Origin of the sequence: Dactylosporangium maewongense, from assembly GCF_039531485.1 — a bacterium.
Taxonomy (GTDB): domain Bacteria; phylum Actinomycetota; class Actinomycetes; order Mycobacteriales; family Micromonosporaceae; genus Dactylosporangium; species Dactylosporangium maewongense.
The window spans coordinates 88140-104759 of sequence record NZ_BAAAQD010000010.1 but is presented as its reverse complement, the minus strand read 5'-3'; the positions used below and the strand labels follow the sequence as shown (position 1 = coordinate 104759).

Sequence of the window (16620 nt, the reverse complement as noted above, 5' to 3'; positions counted from 1 at the left end):
GCCGAATCACGAACTCCACCCCGGCCCACCGCTGAGAGGACCCCGCCGAACGTGACCACGTTGCAGCGTAAGCCCGTCAACCCCGTCGGCCACCTGACGCCGCAGGACATCGAGGCGATCGGCCGCGAGCTCGACGCGATCCGCGACGAGGTCATCAGCAGCCGGGGCCAGCGCGACGCGGCGTACATCCGGCGGGTCATCAAGGTCCAGCGCTGGCTGGAGCTCGGCAGCCGCGGCGTGCTGCTGTTCTCGATCCTGCCGCCGGCGTGGCTGGTCGGCACGGCCGGCCTGTCGGTGGCGAAGATCCTCGAGAACATGGAGATCGGCCACAACGTCATGCACGGCCAGTGGGACTGGATGCGCGACCCGAAGATCCACTCGACGACGTGGGAGTGGGACAACGCGTCACCGTCGGAGCAGTGGAAACACTCCCACAACGAGCTGCACCACACGTACACGAACGTCATCGGCCGCGACAACGACCTCGGCTACGGGATCATGCGCGTCGACGAGGACCAGCGGTGGCACCCGGTCCACCTGGGCCAGCCGCTGTGGAACTTCGTCAACGCGTGCTTCTTCGAGTACGGCATCGCCGCGTACGACCTGGAGCTCGGCCGGAACCTGTCGACGAAGGAACGCCGTCGCAGCCCGCAGTTCAGGGCCGGCGTCCGGCAGGTGCTGCGCAAGATCGGGCGCCAGGTGGCGAAGGACTACGTGCTGCACCCGCTGCTGTCGGGGCCGTCGTTCCTGCACACGATCGCGGCGAACGCGGTCGCGAACCTGATCCGCAACCTGTGGACGCACTCCGTCATCATGTGCGGGCACTTCCCGAAGGGCGTCGAGACGTTCGAGAAGTCGTCGATCGAGGGCGAGACCCGCGGCGAGTGGTACCTGCGCCAGATGCTCGGCTCGGCGAACATCTCCGGCGGGCGGCTGATGCACCTCATGACCGGCAACCTGTCGTTCCAGATCGAGCACCACCTGTTCCCGGACCTGCCCAGCAACCGCTACCAGGAGATCGCCCCGAAGATCCAGGACCTGTTCCAGCGGTACGGCCTGTCGTACACCAGCGGTCCGCTGCCGAAGCAGGTCGCCTCCGCGTGGGCGAAGGTGTTCCGGCTCGCACTGCCGAACCGGCGGACCGCGCCGAAGCCGCCGGCGCCCACGCGGCGCCGCGAGCCCGTGAGCGTCTCCTAACAGCGTCTCCTGACAGCGTCTCGGAGCGGCGTTACGCGCGGTCGTCCGGGCGGCCCTTGCCGATGCGGCGCAGGTAGTGGTCGACGGCGGCCTTGTCGTAGCCGCGCCACGAGGCGGACGGGAAGCTGACGGCATTCGCCGCGGCCGCCGCCTCGGCCCGCCGGGTCGGGTCGCCGGACTCCAGCGCCGCTGTCGTGGACGCCACGAACGCGTCGACACGGGCCCGGTCGTAGCCGCGGAAGATGACCGGAAATTCGCTCATGTTCCCAGTCTGCGCCGCGGGACCCGCCGGCGCCACGCTAGGGTGCGTCGATGACACGGCGGTTCGAGGAACTCGACTGGCAGCAGACCCCCATCGGCGAGGTCAGCCTGCGCCGGCGGCGGGAACCGTCGCTCGGCGTCGAGGTGCACGAGGTGAAGCTCGGCGACGAGTACCTCATGTCGAGCCTGTTCACGGTCGCGGAGGTCGAGCTGGCCCGGCTGGGCCTCGCGGCGCTGCCCGACGGCCCCCTTGATGTGGTCGTCGGTGGGCTCGGTCTCGGGTACACCGCCCACGCCGTGCTCCAGGACCAGCGGGTCCGGTCCCTGGTGGTCGTCGACTACCTCGACGCCGTCATCGGCTGGCACCGGCGGGGGCTGCTGCCCCTGTCGAAGGCGCTGACCGAGGACCCGCGCTGCCGGTTCGTCCACGGCGACTTCTTCGCCCTGACCGACGGCGACGCGGGCTACGGCCCGGCGGACGCCGTCCTCGTCGACATCGACCACTCCCCGCGGCACCTGCTGCACCCCGGCAACGGCGGCTTCTACACCGTCGCCGGGCTGCGCCGCCTCGCCGGGCACCTGCGGCCCGGCGGCGTCTTCGGGCTCTGGTCCGACGACCCGCCGGACGAGGCGTTCACGGCCACCCTGTCCGCGGTGTTCGCCGACGTACGGGCATCGGTCGTCACGTTCGACAACCCGCTGCTGCGCCGCACGTCGGCGAACACCGTCTACACCGCGGTCAGATCACCGTAGGGTGCACGCCGTGCCGTTGAGCGTGAACGCCGACGGGTCGGTGTTGCCGCCGGTGTACGAGGCGAGGAAGCCGAAGTTCGCCGACGCCCCGGCGGGGATGGTGCCGTTCCAGGCGGCGTTGACGGCGGTGACCGCGGCGCCGGACTGGGTCAGGACCGTGCTCCAGGCCTGGCTCACCTGCTGGTTCCCGGCGAACGTCCAGCGCAGCGTCCACCCGGTCACGGCCGTCGAGCCGGTGTTGGTGACCGTGACGTCGCCGGCGAACCCGCCGCCCCAGTCGTTCTTCGCGTAGTGCACGGCGCAGCCGGTACCGCCGGAAGACGCCGACGACGAGGGCGACACCGACGGCGACCCGGACGGCGACCTCGACGGCGACCTCGACGCGGACGGGGAGACCGAAGCGGACGGGGACCTCGACGCGGACGGCGACACCGAGGCCGAGACCGACGGCGAGGCCGACGCGGACGCCGACGTCGGGGTGCCCTCGGTCTGGATGGTGACGTCGTCGAGGTACAGGTCGCCGGTCGTGTCCGTCGTCTCCAGGTACACCGACAGCGCCGTCGCGCCCGGCAGGAACAGGTAGTCGCCGGAGAGCCGGGTCCACGTGGTGCTGATCGCCGTGTTGGCGCTGACGTTCTCGTAGCGGGTGGCGGTGCCGTTCTGCCGCTGCATGCTGAGCCTGGCGGTGCCGGACCCGGACGCGGTGCGCGCCCACGCGGAGACCGTGTACAGCTTGCCGGGGGTGAGCAGGTCCAGGACCGGGCGGGTCGGGCCCTGCCACGTCGCGGTCCGCCCCGACGACAGGACACTGCCGGTGCCGCCGTGCGCGGCCGCGGTGCTGGCCGTCGTCACCTCACTGCCGCGCGAACCCCAGCCGGCCAGGCCCGTCTCGAACGGCCACGACGCGACCGTCACCAGGCTCGGCGTCGCCGGCGGCTCCGGCACGCTCGGGGTGCCGCCGAGCGCCTCGACGACCGCCGAGTACGCGGGCCGGGCCCGCCACTGCTCGTCGAAGAGAAGGGCGGCGCCGTACCCGGGGAAGAACGCCGGCACCCACGAGTCGGCCTCGCCGACGCCCCACGTCGTCACCCCGGTGCACCCGGCGACGGCGGCGCACGCCCCGACGACCGCCCGGTAGTCCGCGGCCTGCTGGGTGAGCTCCGACGCGTCGGCGGGCAACGGGATCCGCACGTCGAGCTCCGTGATCTCGACCTTCAGGCCGAGCGCGGTGAACCGCTCGATGTTCTGCCGCAGCGTCGACGGGACCTGCCCGACGATCAGGTGCGCCTGCAGGCCGACACCGTCGATCGGGACACCGCGGGCCTGGAGGCGCTGCACGAGGTTGTACAGGCCGGTGCTCTTCGCGTTGACGCCCTCGACGTTGTAGTCGTTGATGTACAGCTTCGCCGCCGGGTCCGCCGCCCGCGCCGCGGTGAGCGCGTCGGCGATGTAGTCCTCACCGAGCCGCTGGTACCAGACGGACGAGCGGAACGTGCCGTCCTCGTTGAACGGCTCGTTGACGACGTCCCATTGGGCGACCTTGTTCTTGAAGTGCCCGGCCACCCCGGTCACGTGGTCGAGGAGCACCTGGCGCTGTTCCGCGGCGGTACGGTCCGTGCTCACCCACGCCGGCAGCTGGCTGTGCCAGACGAGCGTGTGCCCCCGCAGCCGCTTCCCGGTCGTGCGCGCGTAGTCGGCGATGAAGTCGGCGGCCGCGAAGTCGAACTGGCCCTGCGCCGGCTCGGTCGCGTCCCACTTGCCCTCGTTGCCCATCGTCACCGAGTTGAACTGCGTGTCGGCGACGTACCGCCACTGGCTGGACGCGAGGGTCTTGACCCCGGCGGCCGTCCCGATCGAGAACCCGCGCGCCGTGGCCACCTGGGCCAGGGTCGGCCCGGCCGCGGCGAGCGCGGGCAGCACGCTCACCCCACCGGCCACCAGTGCCACCACGGCGGCCGCGATCCCCGCGGCGCGCACCCGTCGTTGCCTCATGCCTGTCGCCTCCTTCATCGGCGGCGCTCACGCCGTCGCCTCCGCTACGCTCCGGCGCCTGCCTGAGCCACACCTGCAACACCGGTGAGCGGCCCGAGCCGCTCCGCTGGCCGCTCATGCCGTCACCTCCGCTACGCTCCGGCGCCGGCCTGAGCCACACCTGCAACACCGGTGAGCGGCCCGAGCCGCTTCGCTGGCCGCTCACGACAGCACGGGTCGATGTCCCGGGACAACGGGGCCACCCCGCCCCCGCAGGTCGGCGCGGGCGCGACGGGTGAAAGATGCACGGGTGAGCTGCTATCTGCTGGAGTTCTCCGTCGGCCCGGGCGGCGCCCGCCAGGGCGACATCCACGCCGGCCGCGACCTCGCCGCGCTCCGGGCCGCGTTCGACCGCCGGTACGACGACGACCACCTCGCGTACATGACGCTCTGGTACGGGGCGGTGCTGCACCTCTGGGTCGTGCAGGACGGCACCCTCGCCGGTGGGTTCGACCTGCACCCGTTCCTGCGTACCGGCGACCCCCGGCACGACACGACGGTCGCCGCGCTCCTGGAGTCCCAGCGCGACGGCGAGCCGTGGGACCTGTTCGACCGGATCACCGACCCCGGCGACATCGAGTCCCTGGACGCGGTCCGCATCGTCACACATTTCCTGGACCTGCAGGCCCGCGCGGCGACGGACCCGGCCGCCGCGACCGCGCTGGAGGCCCTCGACGAGGCGGTCCTCGACGGGGACGTGCCGCCCGTCCCCGGCCCGCCGTGCCGGCTCACCCTCGACTGGGCGGCGATCGAGTCCCAGCTGCCGCCGCTGCGCGAGCCGCTGCTGCAGCCGGGCCAGCCGACCACCTTCACGTGGACCGACGCCACCGCCCCTACCGCCGACAGCTACCTGCACCACGCCGACGAGCTGTACCTGGGCTTCAATGACGTCGAGAGCGGCTACGACGAGCTCGACCCCGTCACCGCCCCGTAACCCGCCGCAACCCCACCCGCCGTGTCGCACCACCACGCCGACGACAGTGACGGTGCGTAACCCGCCCAGCCGCCGATTTGCAAGACGTTGCTACGGTATTTAGAGCGGTACCGATACCGGCACCCGCCACGTCTTCCCGACGTACGGCGGGCCACGCCGGGTCCGTGACCTCTGGCACCACCACCCGCACCACCCGCACTCGCACCCCACGCACACCCGCCCGCCCACGCCCGCGCGGTCACCGGGCAGCATGCTCGCCGAGGAGGCGGACCCGCCCGCCCGGCCACCGAGCGACAACCTCGGCGGAGGAGCTCACGCGGCCACCGACGCAGCAGGCCCGTCGCATCGTCGCCGCCAGTCGGCACCGACCTGGGTCAGCAGCGCGGCGTTCGGTGTCCCTCGGTCAGCAGCGCGGCGTTCGGTGTCCTTCAGGCAGCAGCGCGACGTCGGTGCCGAGGCGGGCCAGGGCGGACGGCGACGTTGGCGGGGCTGCCGCCGGGGTACGCCTCGGGGGCGGCCGGTGGACCCTCGATCAGGTCCACCAGCGCCTCGCCGAGGACGGTGATCACGCAGCACTGTCCTTGCGGCCGTCAGAGCGGCCCGGGGTCTCGGGCGGCGTCGTGGCGCCGGTCATGACGGCGACGGTGATCACGCGTCACCATCCTTGCCGCCATCAGAGCGACCCAGGGTCTCGGCCGGCGTCGTGGCGCCAGCCGTGATCACGCAGCACCGTCCTTGCGGCCGTCAGAGCGGCCCGGGGTCTCGGGCGGCGTCGTGGCGCCAGTCGTGACGGCGACGGTGATCACGCAGCACCGGCCTTGCCGTCGTCAGGGCGGCCCGGGGGTTCGGTCAGGGTGGTGGCGCCGGTCATGACGGCGACCGCCTCCGACATGGTGTGGGAGCGGGGGGTGATGAGGCCGGCGCGGCGGCCGAGGCGCTGGATGTGGATGCGGTCGGCGACCTCGAAGACGTGGGGCATGTTGTGGCTGATGAGGATGACGGGCAGGCCGCGGGAGCGGACCTCGCCGATCATCTTCAGGACCTGGTTGGACTCGCGGACGCCGAGGGCGGCGGTCGGCTCGTCCAGGACGATGACCTTGCTGCCGAAGGCGGCGGCGCGGGCGACGGCGACGGCCTGGCGCTGGCCGCCGGAGAGGGTCTCGACGGGCTGGGCCATGTTCTGCAGGGTGCCGATGCCCAGGTCGGCGAGGGCCTGGCCGGCGTCGCGGCGCATGCCCTTCTTGTCGAGCATCCGCAGGACGGTGCCGAGCGGGCCGGGGCGTAGGCGTTCCCGGCCGAGGTACAGGTTGCTGGCGATGTCGAGGGCCGGCGCGACCGCGAGGGTCTGGTAGACGGTCTCGATGCCGGCCTCGCGGGCGTCCTGCGGCCGCTTGAAGTGCACCGGCCGGCCGTCCAGCGACAGCGTGCCGGCGTCGGGGACGAGGGCGCCGGTGAGGCACTTGATGAGCGTGGACTTGCCGGCGCCGTTGTCGCCGATGACGGCGAGGACCTCCCCCGGGTACAGGTCGATGTCGACGCCGTCGAGGCCGACGACCCGGCCGAAGGTCTTCACCAGGCCACGCGCGGAGAGCACGGGATCGGTCATGCGCGGACCCTCCTGATCCACTGGTCGACGGCGACGGCGAGCAGGACGAGCAGGCCGACGGCGAGGACGCGGTACTGGTCGTCGACGCCGGCGAGGGACAGGCCGCTGCGGAAGAAGCCGACGATGAGGGCGCCGAGCAGCGTACCGAGGACGGCGCCGCGGCCGCCGAAGAGGCTGGTGCCGCCGATGACGACGGCGGTGATGCTCTCCAGGTTGGCGTCGGTGATCGCGTTGGGGCTGGCGGCGCCGGCGCGGCCGATGAGGATCCAGGCGGTGAGGCCGTAGATGGCGCCGGCGGTGACGTAGACGCTGAGCAGCACCCGGTCGACGCGGATGCCGGCGAGCCGGGCGGCCTCCTTGTCGTCGCCGACCGCGTACACGTGCCGGCCCCACGCGGTGTTGGCGAGGGCGAAGCCGACCACGACGTACAGGACGGCGACGAGGACCACGCCGGCGGTGATGCGGAAGCGGCCGATCGCGAACGTCTCCCCGGTCCAGTTGAGCAGTGCCGGCAGGTCGGCGGACTGGACGCTCTGGCCCTTCGAGTACAGCAGCCCGATCGCGGTGAAGACGCTGAGGGTGCCGAGCGTGACGATGAACGGTGGCAGCCCGATGCGGGTGACGAGCGCGCCGTTGAGGGTGCCGGCGGCGACGCCGACGGCGATGCCGACGAGCACGGCGAGGACGCCGGGGATGCCGCCGTCCGAGGCGAGCTTCGCGGACAGCATCATGGCGAGGATCGTGACGGCGCCGACGGAGAGGTCGATGCCGGCGGTGAGGATGACCAGGGTCTGCCCGACGGCGAGGGCGCCGATGACGGCGACCTGCTGCAGCACCAGCGACAGCGCGTTGGGCTGGGCGAAGCGCGGGTTGATGAGCGAGAACACGGCGAAGGAGAGGACGAGCACCAGGAACGGGCTGATCGCGGGGTACGAGTGCAGCACGTGCTGGACCCGCTGGATCGGCGAGCGGCGGCGGAGCGCGAACTGCTCGGCGGCGGTGCTCGCGAGCGCGGTCACGACGTACCCCCGCAGCGACCGGCGGCAGCAGGACTCACGAGCGCGGTCACGACGTACCCCCGCAGCGACCGGCGGCGGAAGGACTCACGAGCGCGGTCACGACGTACCCCAGCAGCGACCGGCGACGGCAGAACTCACGAGCGAGCGCGGTCACGACTTGCCCCAGCAGCGGCTGGTGGCGGCGGTGCTGTCGATGCTCTCCACGCCGGTGGCCGGCTTGTCCGTGACGAGGGTGACGCCGGTGTCGAAGAAGTCGAGGCCGCCGGTGACCTTCGGCTTCTCGCCGCCGGTGGCGATCTGCTTGATCGCCTTCACGCCGAGCTCGGCCATCTTCGTCGGGTACTGCTGCGACGTCGCGTTGATGAGCCCGTCCTTGACCTGCTTGACGCCGTCGCAGCCGCCGTCGATGGAGACGACGAGGACGTTCTGCGTGCCCGCGGCCTTGAGCGCCTTCTGCGCGCCGACGGCGGCCGGCTCGTTGATGGTGTAGACGACGTTGACCGAGGGGTTCTTCGTCAGGCAGCGTTCCATGGCGGTACGGCCACCGTCCTCCGCCCCGCCCGTCGGCTCGTTGCACACGATGCTGTACGTGCCGCCGGAGTAGCTGCCGGTCTTCGCCTCGTCGCCGTTGCGCTTCTTGTCCTTGACGTCGATCCCCATGCCGGTCAGGAAGCCCTGGTCCCGGTTGTAGTCCACCGAGACGATCTTGTCGTTGAACAGGTCGAGCATGGCGATCGTGGCGGGTTTGCCGCCGAGCTGCGCGGCGGTCCACTTGCCGATGAGCTCGCCGGCCTTGAAGTTGTCGGTGGCGAACGTGATGTCGACGGTGTCCGCCGGGTCCGGCGGGGTGTCGAGGGCGATGACGTACAGGCCTGCGTCGCGGGCCTTCTTGATCGCCGGGTTGACGCCCGGGCCGTTCGGCGTGATGAGGATGCCCTTGTCGCCGCGGGCGATGGCGTCCTCGATGGCCTGCACCTGGCCGGCCTCGTCGCCGTCGGCCTTGCCCGCGGCGACGGTCAGCTTGACGCCTTCGGCGGCGGCGGCCTGCTTCGCGCCGTCCTGCATGGTGACGAAGAACGGGTTGGTCGAGTTCTTCGTGATCAGCGAGACCGACACCTGGCCGTCGCCGCTGTCGTCGCCGCACGCGCCGGTGAGCCCGGCGGCGACCAGCGCGACGGCGAGCAGCCCTGCCGCCGGACGGTTGCGTTGCATCATGTCAACTCCTCAAGGCAGCTTTGACAACGATGTCAAGGAGTGTCGACCCACCTCATCATGATTGTCAATATGACGGCGCTGATGCTCTTGGCGCTGTACGACAGCGACTTGACATCGTTGTCAAAGCGACCTGCGTCGGGGACACTTGGCGGGCCCGGCGATAATGGTGCAGCCGATCTTGCCGCGAGGGAGTGCCGTGGACAGCGCCGCCCGTGCCCGCCCGACGCTGCGCGACGTGGCGCAGCTGGCGGGGGTCAGCCCGAAGACGGTGTCGCGGGTCGTCAACGGCGAGCCGGGCGTCAGCCCGTCGAAGGCGGGCGCCGTCGAGCGGGCGATCAGGCAGCTGGAGTACCGGCCCAACATCACCGCGAGCAGCCTGCGCCGCGCGGGCGGCCGCACCGCCGCCGTCGCCGCCGTCCTCGAGGACGTCTCCAACCCGTTCTCCTCGGCGCTGTACCGGGCGCTCGAGGACGTCGCGCACGCCCGCGACGTGATGGTCTTCGCCGGCAGCGTCGAGGAGGACCCTGCCCGCGAGCGCGCGCTGGTCCGGGCGTTCGCGATGCGCCAGGCCGACGCGATGCTGATCGTGCCGGCCAGCGACAACCAGGCGTACCTGACCCGCGAGGTCACCACCGGCACGCCGCTCGTCTTCGTCGACCGCCCGCCCGTCGGCCTGCACGCCGACGCCGTCCTCGTCGACAACGAGTCAGGCGCCGCCGACGCGGTCCGCCACCTCGCCGCCCACGGGCACCGCGACATCGCCTTCCTCGGCGACCTGCACACGATCGCGACCGCCCGGCGCCGCTTCCAGGGCTACAAGGAGGCCCTCAGCGACCACGGCATCCGGCCCGACCCCGCGCACATCGCGCACGACCTGCACACCACCGAGGCGGCCGAGGCCGCGTTCGGCCGGCTCCTGGACTCCGCCACCCCGCCGACGGCGTGCTTCAGCGCGCAGAACCTCATCACGATCGGCGCGATCCGCGCCCTGCGCGCCCGGGGGCTGCAGCATCGGGTCGCGGTCGTCGGCTTCGACGACTTCCCCCTGGCGGACCTGCTGGAGCCGGCGGTGACGGTGGTGTCGCAGGACCCGTACCGGATGGGCCGGGTCGCCGCCGACATCCTGTTCCGCCGCCTCGACGGCGAGGACTGGGAGCCCACCACGCATCTGGTCGAGACCCGCCTGATCGTCCGCGGCTCCGGCGAGCTCAGGCCGGAAACGCCGTGATCCGGAAGACCTTGTGCACCTATGACTGCACAAGGTCTTCCGGATCACGGGGGAGCTAGCGGCCGCCGAAGAAGTTGTTGCCCTGCATGCCGCCCTGCTGGCCGAGGCCGAAGCGGCCGGCGAGGTTGGTGCCGGCGAGGGCGTCGTAGGGCGGCATGAGCTCGGCCGGCTGGACCACGACGAAGCCTTCGCCGGTGAACTGCATCTGCCAGCTCTCGCCCGTGTTGCCGCGGGGGCGCCACACCGACGAGGACGTGACCGCCGCCTGCATGCTGACCTGCAGGCTCGAGCTCCAGGCGATGACCGCGTCGGCGTCGGCGAAGTAGTAGTTGTTCGGGGTGACCCGCATGACCAGCGGCGCGCCGGTCGTGGTGACCGCCACCTTGCCGTTGCCGCCGAGGTCGATGTTGTAGCCGCCGGCGCCGGCGATCTCCACCTGCGAGTCGATGCGGACGATGTCCCAGCGCAGCTGGGTCTCGAAGGCGAGGACGTTGTTGCCGTCGACGGTGAGGCCGTCGCCGGTGAGGTCGAGGATGTGGATGTCCTGGGCCTGGTTGGCCAGGAACACCGTGCCGCTGCCGGAGACCTTCATCAGGTTCAGGCCCTCACCGGTGAAGTGCCGGGCCACGTGCGAGCCCCAGCCCTGGTACTGCGCGTCGAAGTTCACGCCGCCCTGGTAGGCGACCATCGCGCCCTTGCGGGCGTAGAACTCCCGCATGCCGCTGGCCTGGCCGAGGGTGGCCTTGAGCATCTTGCCGTTCTGCAGCGCGAAGCGCTCGTTGCTCTGGACTTCCTGGTTGGCCAGCAGGGAACTCTGATACATGTCTGTCTCCTCAGCCCCGGACCGAGACCGCGGGGCGCGCGTCCTCGCTCGGCTGGACCATCACGAAACCCTGCCCGGAGAAGCCGAGCTGGAACGACTCACCGGAGCCACGGCCGATGAGGCTGCCGAAGCGGGCGGTGCGCTTGGGGCTGATGCTCAGCCCGTCGGTGAAGCCGACGAGCGCGTCGGTGTCCACATAGGTCGGTGCCTCGCGGGTGTCGAGGACGACGGGCGTGCCCTTGCTGGTCAGCGCGACCCAGCCGTTGCCGCGGATGACCACGTTGAACATGCCCATGCCGGACAGCATGCTGACGCCCTTGACCCGCTCGATGCTCCACTGGAGGGTCGCGTCGAAGGCGAGGATGTTCTTGCCGTTGACGGACAGGCCCTCGCCGGCGAGCTGCACGACGACGACCTCCTTGCCGTAGTCGGCGAGGTACAGCTCGCCCTGGCCGGTGGCGGTCATCAGCGGCACGCCTTCGCCGGTCGCCCAGGAGCGGGCCATCTGGCCGAGCTGCGGCGGGTTGGGGTTGAAGTCGATGAGCCCCTCGTAGGCGATCATCGAGCCGGTGCGGGCCATGAGATCCTGACCCGGCCCCATGATGATCTTGGCGATCTTGCTGCCGTGAAGACTCATCCGGTCCCGGACCTGCGTCTGGCCATAGTGTTGGAGCAGCGGACTCTGCACAGCGTCCCCTTTCAGACCTCGTAGGGCTGGACCACGACGAAGTGGCCCTGCATTCCCATGAACTGGAGCGCGACGGACTCGCCGCTGGCGCCGGCGTAGATCTGCCGGGACACCCGGACCTGCGTCGACACCGCGACCCGCATGCCGGCGGTCCAGGCGACGACGGCGTTCATGTCACCGAACGTCGGGCCCTGGCACTGCAGCGTGACCGGGGTGCCCTTGGTCATGACCACGACGGTGCCCTGGCCCCTGACCTCCAGGTGGAACATGCCGCCACCCGGGATGCCGGGGCTCTCGATCCGCTTGACCTCGGTCTGGAGGGTCGAGTCGAAGGCGAGCACGTTGTTGGCGTTGATGCACAGCGCCTGGCCCTGCAGCTCGACGATGTGCAGGTCGCTGGCGTTCTCGGCGAGGAACACCTCGCCCTGGCCCTTCAGGGTCATGAGCTTCAGGCCCTGGCCGGTCATCGCGCCCTCGAACATCGCCTTCAGGCCGCCGGAGCCCTTGTACTCGAACTCGACGTTGCCCTGGTAGGCGACCATCGACCCGCGCCGCGCGTGGGCGTCCGGACCGAGGGTGACCTTGACGAGCTTGCCGTTCTGCTTCGTCCAGCGGCCGGTGGTCGGCGCTTCCTTGTACTTCTGGATGCTGTGCATGACGCCGGGCTGGACCCGCTGGGCCTGCGACGGCAGCAGGTCGCCCTGCTGCGGCGGGTAACCGGGCTGGCCCTGGGGCGGGTACCCCGGCTGGCCCTGCGGCGGGAAGCCCTGCTGCTGGGGCGGGTAACCGGGCTGGCCCTGCGGCGGATAGCCGGGCTGCTGCGGCGGGTACCCGGGCTGCTGCGGCGGGAAGCCCTGCTGCTGCGGCGCCGGCGCGAACTGCTGCTGGGGCGGCGGAGGCGGCGGCGCGAACTGCTGGGTCGGCGGCGGGGGCGGCGGGGCGAAACCCTGCTGCGGCGGAGGGCCACCGGGCGGCGGCGCGAAGCCGGGCGCGGGACCCGAAGGCGCCGGCGCGGGCTCGTCGTCGACGTTGCCACCGTACGAGCGGATCAGGTCGGCGAGACCGCCGGCGAAACCCTGCCCGACAGCGGCGGCGCGCCAGACACCCTTGCGGTAGAGGTCGCCGATGATGATCGCCCGCTCGGTGCCGAAGTCGGCGCCGGTGAAGCTGTACCGCATGACTTCCTGCCCGCCCGCGACGATGCGCAGGTAGCCGGACTGGAGCTGGCTGGCGGTGCCGGACGTCTCGATCGCCGCGCAGAACGACAGCTTCGCGACCTTCTCCGGCACGGCGTTGAGCGTCGCCCGGAACGAGTCGGTGTCACCGGACTGCGGGCCCAGCTTCTGGATCGACCCCTCGGGCGACTTCGGCTGGTTGAAGAAGATGAAGTAGTTGTCGTCCACGAGCTTGTCGTCGGCATCCAGCCCGAAGCACGAGATGTCCCACGTGATCCCGGGAGCGTTCAACTGGATGCCTACATACAGATCATCTCCCGTGGTGAAGTTCGAAATCGGGCTCTTCTGCCCCCGAGTGAATGACTGAGACACGTGATCTCCTCGGCTACAACGACAGCGCGTCTGCGATCAACTTATAGCGGCACCGGACAACCCCCGCGGGACACGGCCGGTTCATTGCCCGTTCGCCTGACGGGCGAGGCGGGCCAGGATCTCGTCGACGGCGGCGCTGCCCGTGGTCACGTCCGGCGTGAACGTCCAGGTCAGCCCCACCCACGGGTCGCCCATGTGGTCGCCGGACACGACCGGCAGCCGGGCCATCGAGCGCCACACCGCCCCGACCATGGGGCCGAGCGTCGAGGAGTCCGCCGGGTCGGCGACCATCAGCACGTGCACGCCGGCCTCGGGCCCCTCGTTGAGCAGGTACTGCAGGCGGGCGAAGGTGGCCTCGTCGAAACCGTACGGGAAGTCGTGCAGCACGAGCAGCCGCCGCCCGCCGTCGATGTTCTCGTAGGGCGAGCCCATCGCGCCGGCGCGCATCGCCATCTGCACCAGGTCGACCCGCTCGACGAGGTGCTCCAGCATGTCGCTGAGCGCCTGCGGGGTCGCGGCGACCGGCACCGACGCCGCCCCGCCGGGCGCGCCGCCGAGGTGGGCGCCGTCGAAGGCGCGGCCCGCGGCGCCGCCGCCGGCGAGGTCGGCCACCTGCACGCTGAGCTGGCCCGGCGGGTGCGCGGCGAGGAGCCGCACGACGACGGAGCGGGCCATCGCCTGGGCCGCGGCCCGGTCGGCGCCGGTCGAGTCGATCCACAGCGCCCGCATCAGCGGCAGCCGGAACAGCAGCGGGATCCGCAGCTCCGGCGACTCCGGCACGTGCACGTCACCGACGCGGATGCCGGCGGTCATCGTCTCCGGCAGGCGCCAGTCCCGCCAGCGCGGGCTGTCCCAGGCGGCCATCGGCGCCGGAAGCGTGCCCGCGAGGCTCCTGAGCTCGGTGACGAGCTGTTCGACGTCGCGGCGGCGGTCCGTCTCGGCGCGGCGGACAAGCTCGTCGTGGCGGCGGTCGGCCTCGGCGCGGGCCGCGGCCGTCTGCGGTGAGTTGCGCAGCCGCGGGTCGTTGAGCAGCTCGCCGACCTCGTTGTCGCGGCGCTGCTCCGCGTAGCCGACGGCGGAGCGCAGCGCCGACGTGGACCGGGCCGCGTCCTGGAAGATCGACCACACCTGCTGGTAGAGGCGCTCCTCCAGGGGGCCGCCGACCTCCGGCAGCGGCTGCTGCGAGGCGGCGGCCGGGGCCGCGCCGGTGCCGGGGAAGTGCGGCGACGACGTCACCGGCCCCGACGTGCCCGGGAAGTGCGGGGACGACGTCACCGGCGCCGGCGGCGGCTCCTCCTGCTCGACGTCCACCCCGTGCGCCGCGATCAGCTGGGCCAGGCCGCCGGAGTAGCCCTGGCCGATGGCGCGGACCTTCCAGGCGCCGGCCCGGCGGTACAGCTCCCAGGCGATGACGGCCCGTTCCTCGCTGAGGCCCTGCATGGCGAACGTCCCCAGCTCCGTGCCGGTCGCCTCGACGAGCCGGGCGACCGGCGCCGGGCCGGACCCGAACGTCGTGGTGTGGTCGTCGGGGCTGATGACGGCGATGACCCGGTCGACGTCGGCGGGGATCTTCGCCAGGTCGATCTCGACCCGTTGCGCCCCGCCGGCGCCGCCGGTCAGCCACGTCAGCCCCGGCGCCGCCGGCTGGTTGTAGAAGACGAAGTCACCGTCGGTCCGGACGCGTCCCGTCTCCGCGAGCAGCAACGCCGACAGGTCGACCGCGACGCTCGCGTCGACCATGATCCTGACCTGCTGCGCCGCCAGGGGCGCGTTCTGCCCCTTGACGAAGACCACCGTCATTGTTCCCCCTCCTGATGCCGACGGATCCTGACTCCTGACTGCCGGGGCCCTACAGGAAGCGACCGAGCTGCGGGATCATCTCCAGCGGCTGCTTGGCGTTCTGGGGCTCGCCGATCGCCGTCATCTTCCAGGCGTTGCCGTCGCGGTGCAGCTTGGCCATGACCATGCCGGTGCTCGGCGTGCCGCCGGAGAGCGTATAGCGGGTGAGCTCCGCGCGGGTCGTCTCGTCCACCAGCCGACAGAAGGCCTGCTCGACCTGCGCGAAGGTGTGCCCCTCGTACGACGTGACCACGAAGATGATCGAGGTGACGTGGGCGGGGACGCGGTTGAGGTCCACGACGATCGACTCGTCGTCGCCGTCGCCCGCGCCGGTGCGGTTGTCACCGGTGTGCTGGACGGAGCCGTCCTTGCTGCGCAGCTGGTTGAAGAACGCGATGTCCACCGGCTGCTTGTCGGCGAACAGGATCGCCGAGGCGTCCAGGTCGATCTCGACCTCGCGGTTGCCGAACAGGCCGCGCTTCTTCAGCGGGTCCCAGCCCAGACCCATCCGGACCAGGCTGAGCGACGTGCCGTCCTGCTTACGCAGCGACACCCGCTGGCCCTTGCTGAGGTTGACGGGGCCGCCGGGGCCGCCGACCGGGGCGTCCTGCGGCGGGGCGGCGGGCTGCGGCGGCGCGACCGGCGGCATCTGCTGGGTCGGCTGCCCGTACGGGGCGGCGGGAGGCTGCTGGCCGTACGGGGCGGCGGGAGGCTGCTGACCGTAGGCCGGGGCGGCCGGGGGCTGCTGGCCGTACGGCGGCGGGTTGTGCTGCGGGGTCTGCTGCCCGTACGCCGGCGTCTCCTGCGGCGGAGCGACGTGCGCGGGCGCCGTCTGCGCGGGCATCGTGTACACCGGCGCGGCGGGCGGCGGCGGCGTGGCGGGCGGCTGGGCCACCGGCGGCGCGGACTGCGGGGCGGGCGGGGCGGACTGCGGGGCGGGCGGGGCGGTGGCCGGGGTCGCGGCCGGCGCCGGCGCGTCGTCGACCGACACGCCGTGGTCGCGGACCAGGTCGGCGAGGCCGCCGGCGTAGCCCTGGCCGACGGCCCGGACCTTCCACTCGGCACCGCGGCGGTAGATCTCCAGCGCGATGACCATGCTCTCGGTGTCCAGCCCGGTGATCACGTACTGGACGAGCTCGCCGCCGGCCTGGTCGTACACCTTGGCGACCGGCGGGGCGAACTGCCCGAACCGCTGGCCGGTGCCGTCGACGCTGACCACGACGCGGACCTTGTCGACGTCGGCCGGGATCGCGCCGGTGGTGACCGACGCCTGCCACTTGCCGCCGCCAATGTCACTGACGGAGACACCGGGCCCCTGCGGCTGGTTGTAGAAGACGAAGTCGGTGTCGGTGCGTACCTTGCCGGCCGCCGTCACCAGCAGCGCGGACAGGTCGGTGGCGACGCCGACCTCCACCACGACGCGCACGTCGTTGGCGGTCAGCGCGGTGTTCTGGCCCTTCACCAGCACGGTGGCCATGC

At 71.8% G+C, this 16620-nt stretch carries 15 protein-coding genes; 4 read left to right on the top strand and 11 right to left on the bottom strand.

The window, feature by feature from the left end; genetic code table 11:
• Positions 1 to 51 precede the first annotated feature (51 nt).
• A complete protein-coding gene (locus ABD332_RS25085) occupies positions 52 to 1197 on the top strand; it encodes a fatty acid desaturase family protein (RefSeq protein ID WP_344504541.1) in 1146 nt (381 codons plus the stop codon).
• Between the two features lie 31 nt (positions 1198 to 1228).
• Here the strand turns inward: ABD332_RS25085 and ABD332_RS25080 are convergent, their stop codons facing one another.
• Positions 1229 to 1459, bottom strand: coding sequence for a DivIVA domain-containing protein (locus tag ABD332_RS25080; RefSeq protein WP_344504540.1), 231 nt, complete (start codon positions 1457 to 1459; stop codon positions 1229 to 1231).
• Between the two features lie 50 nt (positions 1460 to 1509).
• Here ABD332_RS25080 and ABD332_RS25075 point away from each other — a divergent pair, with 50 nt between their 5' ends.
• On the top strand, positions 1510 to 2211 hold the full coding sequence (locus ABD332_RS25075; protein WP_344504539.1) for a polyamine aminopropyltransferase: 702 nt from the start codon (positions 1510 to 1512) through the stop codon (positions 2209 to 2211).
• On the opposite strand, the gene ABD332_RS25070 is transcribed toward ABD332_RS25075, so the two are convergent.
• Positions 2203 to 4203, bottom strand: a complete 2001-nt coding sequence (locus tag ABD332_RS25070) for an endo-1,4-beta-xylanase (protein WP_344504538.1) — start codon at positions 4201 to 4203, stop codon at positions 2203 to 2205. The two genes, ABD332_RS25075 and ABD332_RS25070, sit on opposite strands and share 9 nt — an antisense overlap.
• A gap of 289 nt (positions 4204 to 4492) precedes the next feature.
• Here ABD332_RS25070 and ABD332_RS25065 point away from each other — a divergent pair, with 289 nt between their 5' ends.
• On the top strand, positions 4493 to 5176 hold the full coding sequence (locus ABD332_RS25065; RefSeq protein WP_344504537.1) for a hypothetical protein: 684 nt from the start codon (positions 4493 to 4495) through the stop codon (positions 5174 to 5176).
• Between the two features lie 428 nt (positions 5177 to 5604).
• Here ABD332_RS25065 and ABD332_RS25060 read toward each other — a convergent pair whose 3' ends face one another.
• The 4 genes from ABD332_RS25060 to ABD332_RS25045 form a co-directional block, all read right to left on the bottom strand.
• Positions 5605 to 5745 (bottom strand): hypothetical protein, encoded by a 141-nt coding sequence (locus ABD332_RS25060; RefSeq protein WP_344504536.1) that lies wholly within the window; start codon positions 5743 to 5745, stop codon positions 5605 to 5607.
• A gap of 233 nt (positions 5746 to 5978) precedes the next feature.
• On the bottom strand, positions 5979 to 6782 hold the full coding sequence (locus ABD332_RS25055; protein WP_344504535.1) for an ATP-binding cassette domain-containing protein: 804 nt from the start codon (positions 6780 to 6782) through the stop codon (positions 5979 to 5981).
• The gene (locus tag ABD332_RS25050; protein ID WP_344504534.1) at positions 6779 to 7801 is read right to left on the bottom strand and encodes an ABC transporter permease; all 1023 of its coding nucleotides are present in this window, start codon (positions 7799 to 7801) and stop codon (positions 6779 to 6781) included. Before ABD332_RS25050 ends, ABD332_RS25055 begins: the two co-directional genes overlap by 4 nt.
• Positions 7802 to 7951: 150 nt before the next feature.
• A complete protein-coding gene (locus ABD332_RS25045) occupies positions 7952 to 9016 on the bottom strand; it encodes a substrate-binding domain-containing protein (protein WP_344504533.1) in 1065 nt (354 codons plus the stop codon).
• A 196-nt stretch (positions 9017 to 9212) separates the two neighbouring features.
• On the opposite strand from ABD332_RS25045, the gene ABD332_RS25040 reads away from it, so the two are divergent.
• A complete protein-coding gene (locus tag ABD332_RS25040) occupies positions 9213 to 10244 on the top strand; it encodes a LacI family DNA-binding transcriptional regulator (protein ID WP_344504532.1) in 1032 nt (343 codons plus the stop codon).
• A 55-nt stretch (positions 10245 to 10299) separates the two neighbouring features.
• Here ABD332_RS25040 and ABD332_RS25035 read toward each other — a convergent pair whose 3' ends face one another.
• From ABD332_RS25035 to ABD332_RS25015, 5 genes are all read right to left on the bottom strand, one after another.
• A complete protein-coding gene (locus tag ABD332_RS25035) occupies positions 10300 to 11067 on the bottom strand; it encodes an AIM24 family protein (protein WP_344504531.1) in 768 nt (255 codons plus the stop codon).
• Positions 11068 to 11077: 10 nt separating this feature from the next.
• Positions 11078 to 11704, bottom strand: a complete 627-nt coding sequence (locus ABD332_RS25030) for an AIM24 family protein (protein WP_344504530.1) — start codon at positions 11702 to 11704, stop codon at positions 11078 to 11080.
• A 62-nt stretch (positions 11705 to 11766) separates the two neighbouring features.
• The gene (locus ABD332_RS25025) at positions 11767 to 13302 is read right to left on the bottom strand and encodes a TerD family protein (protein WP_344504529.1); all 1536 of its coding nucleotides are present in this window, start codon (positions 13300 to 13302) and stop codon (positions 11767 to 11769) included.
• Positions 13303 to 13383: 81 nt separating this feature from the next.
• Positions 13384 to 15102 carry a TerD family protein gene (locus ABD332_RS25020; RefSeq protein ID WP_344504528.1) on the bottom strand — a complete coding sequence of 573 codons (1719 nt, stop codon included), beginning with the start codon at positions 15100 to 15102 and terminating at the stop codon, positions 13384 to 13386.
• Between the two features lie 49 nt (positions 15103 to 15151).
• Positions 15152 to 16618: a TerD family protein gene (locus ABD332_RS25015; protein WP_344504527.1), complete on the bottom strand. Its 1467-nt coding sequence runs from the start codon at positions 16616 to 16618 to the stop codon at positions 15152 to 15154.
• Positions 16619 to 16620 lie beyond the last annotated feature (2 nt).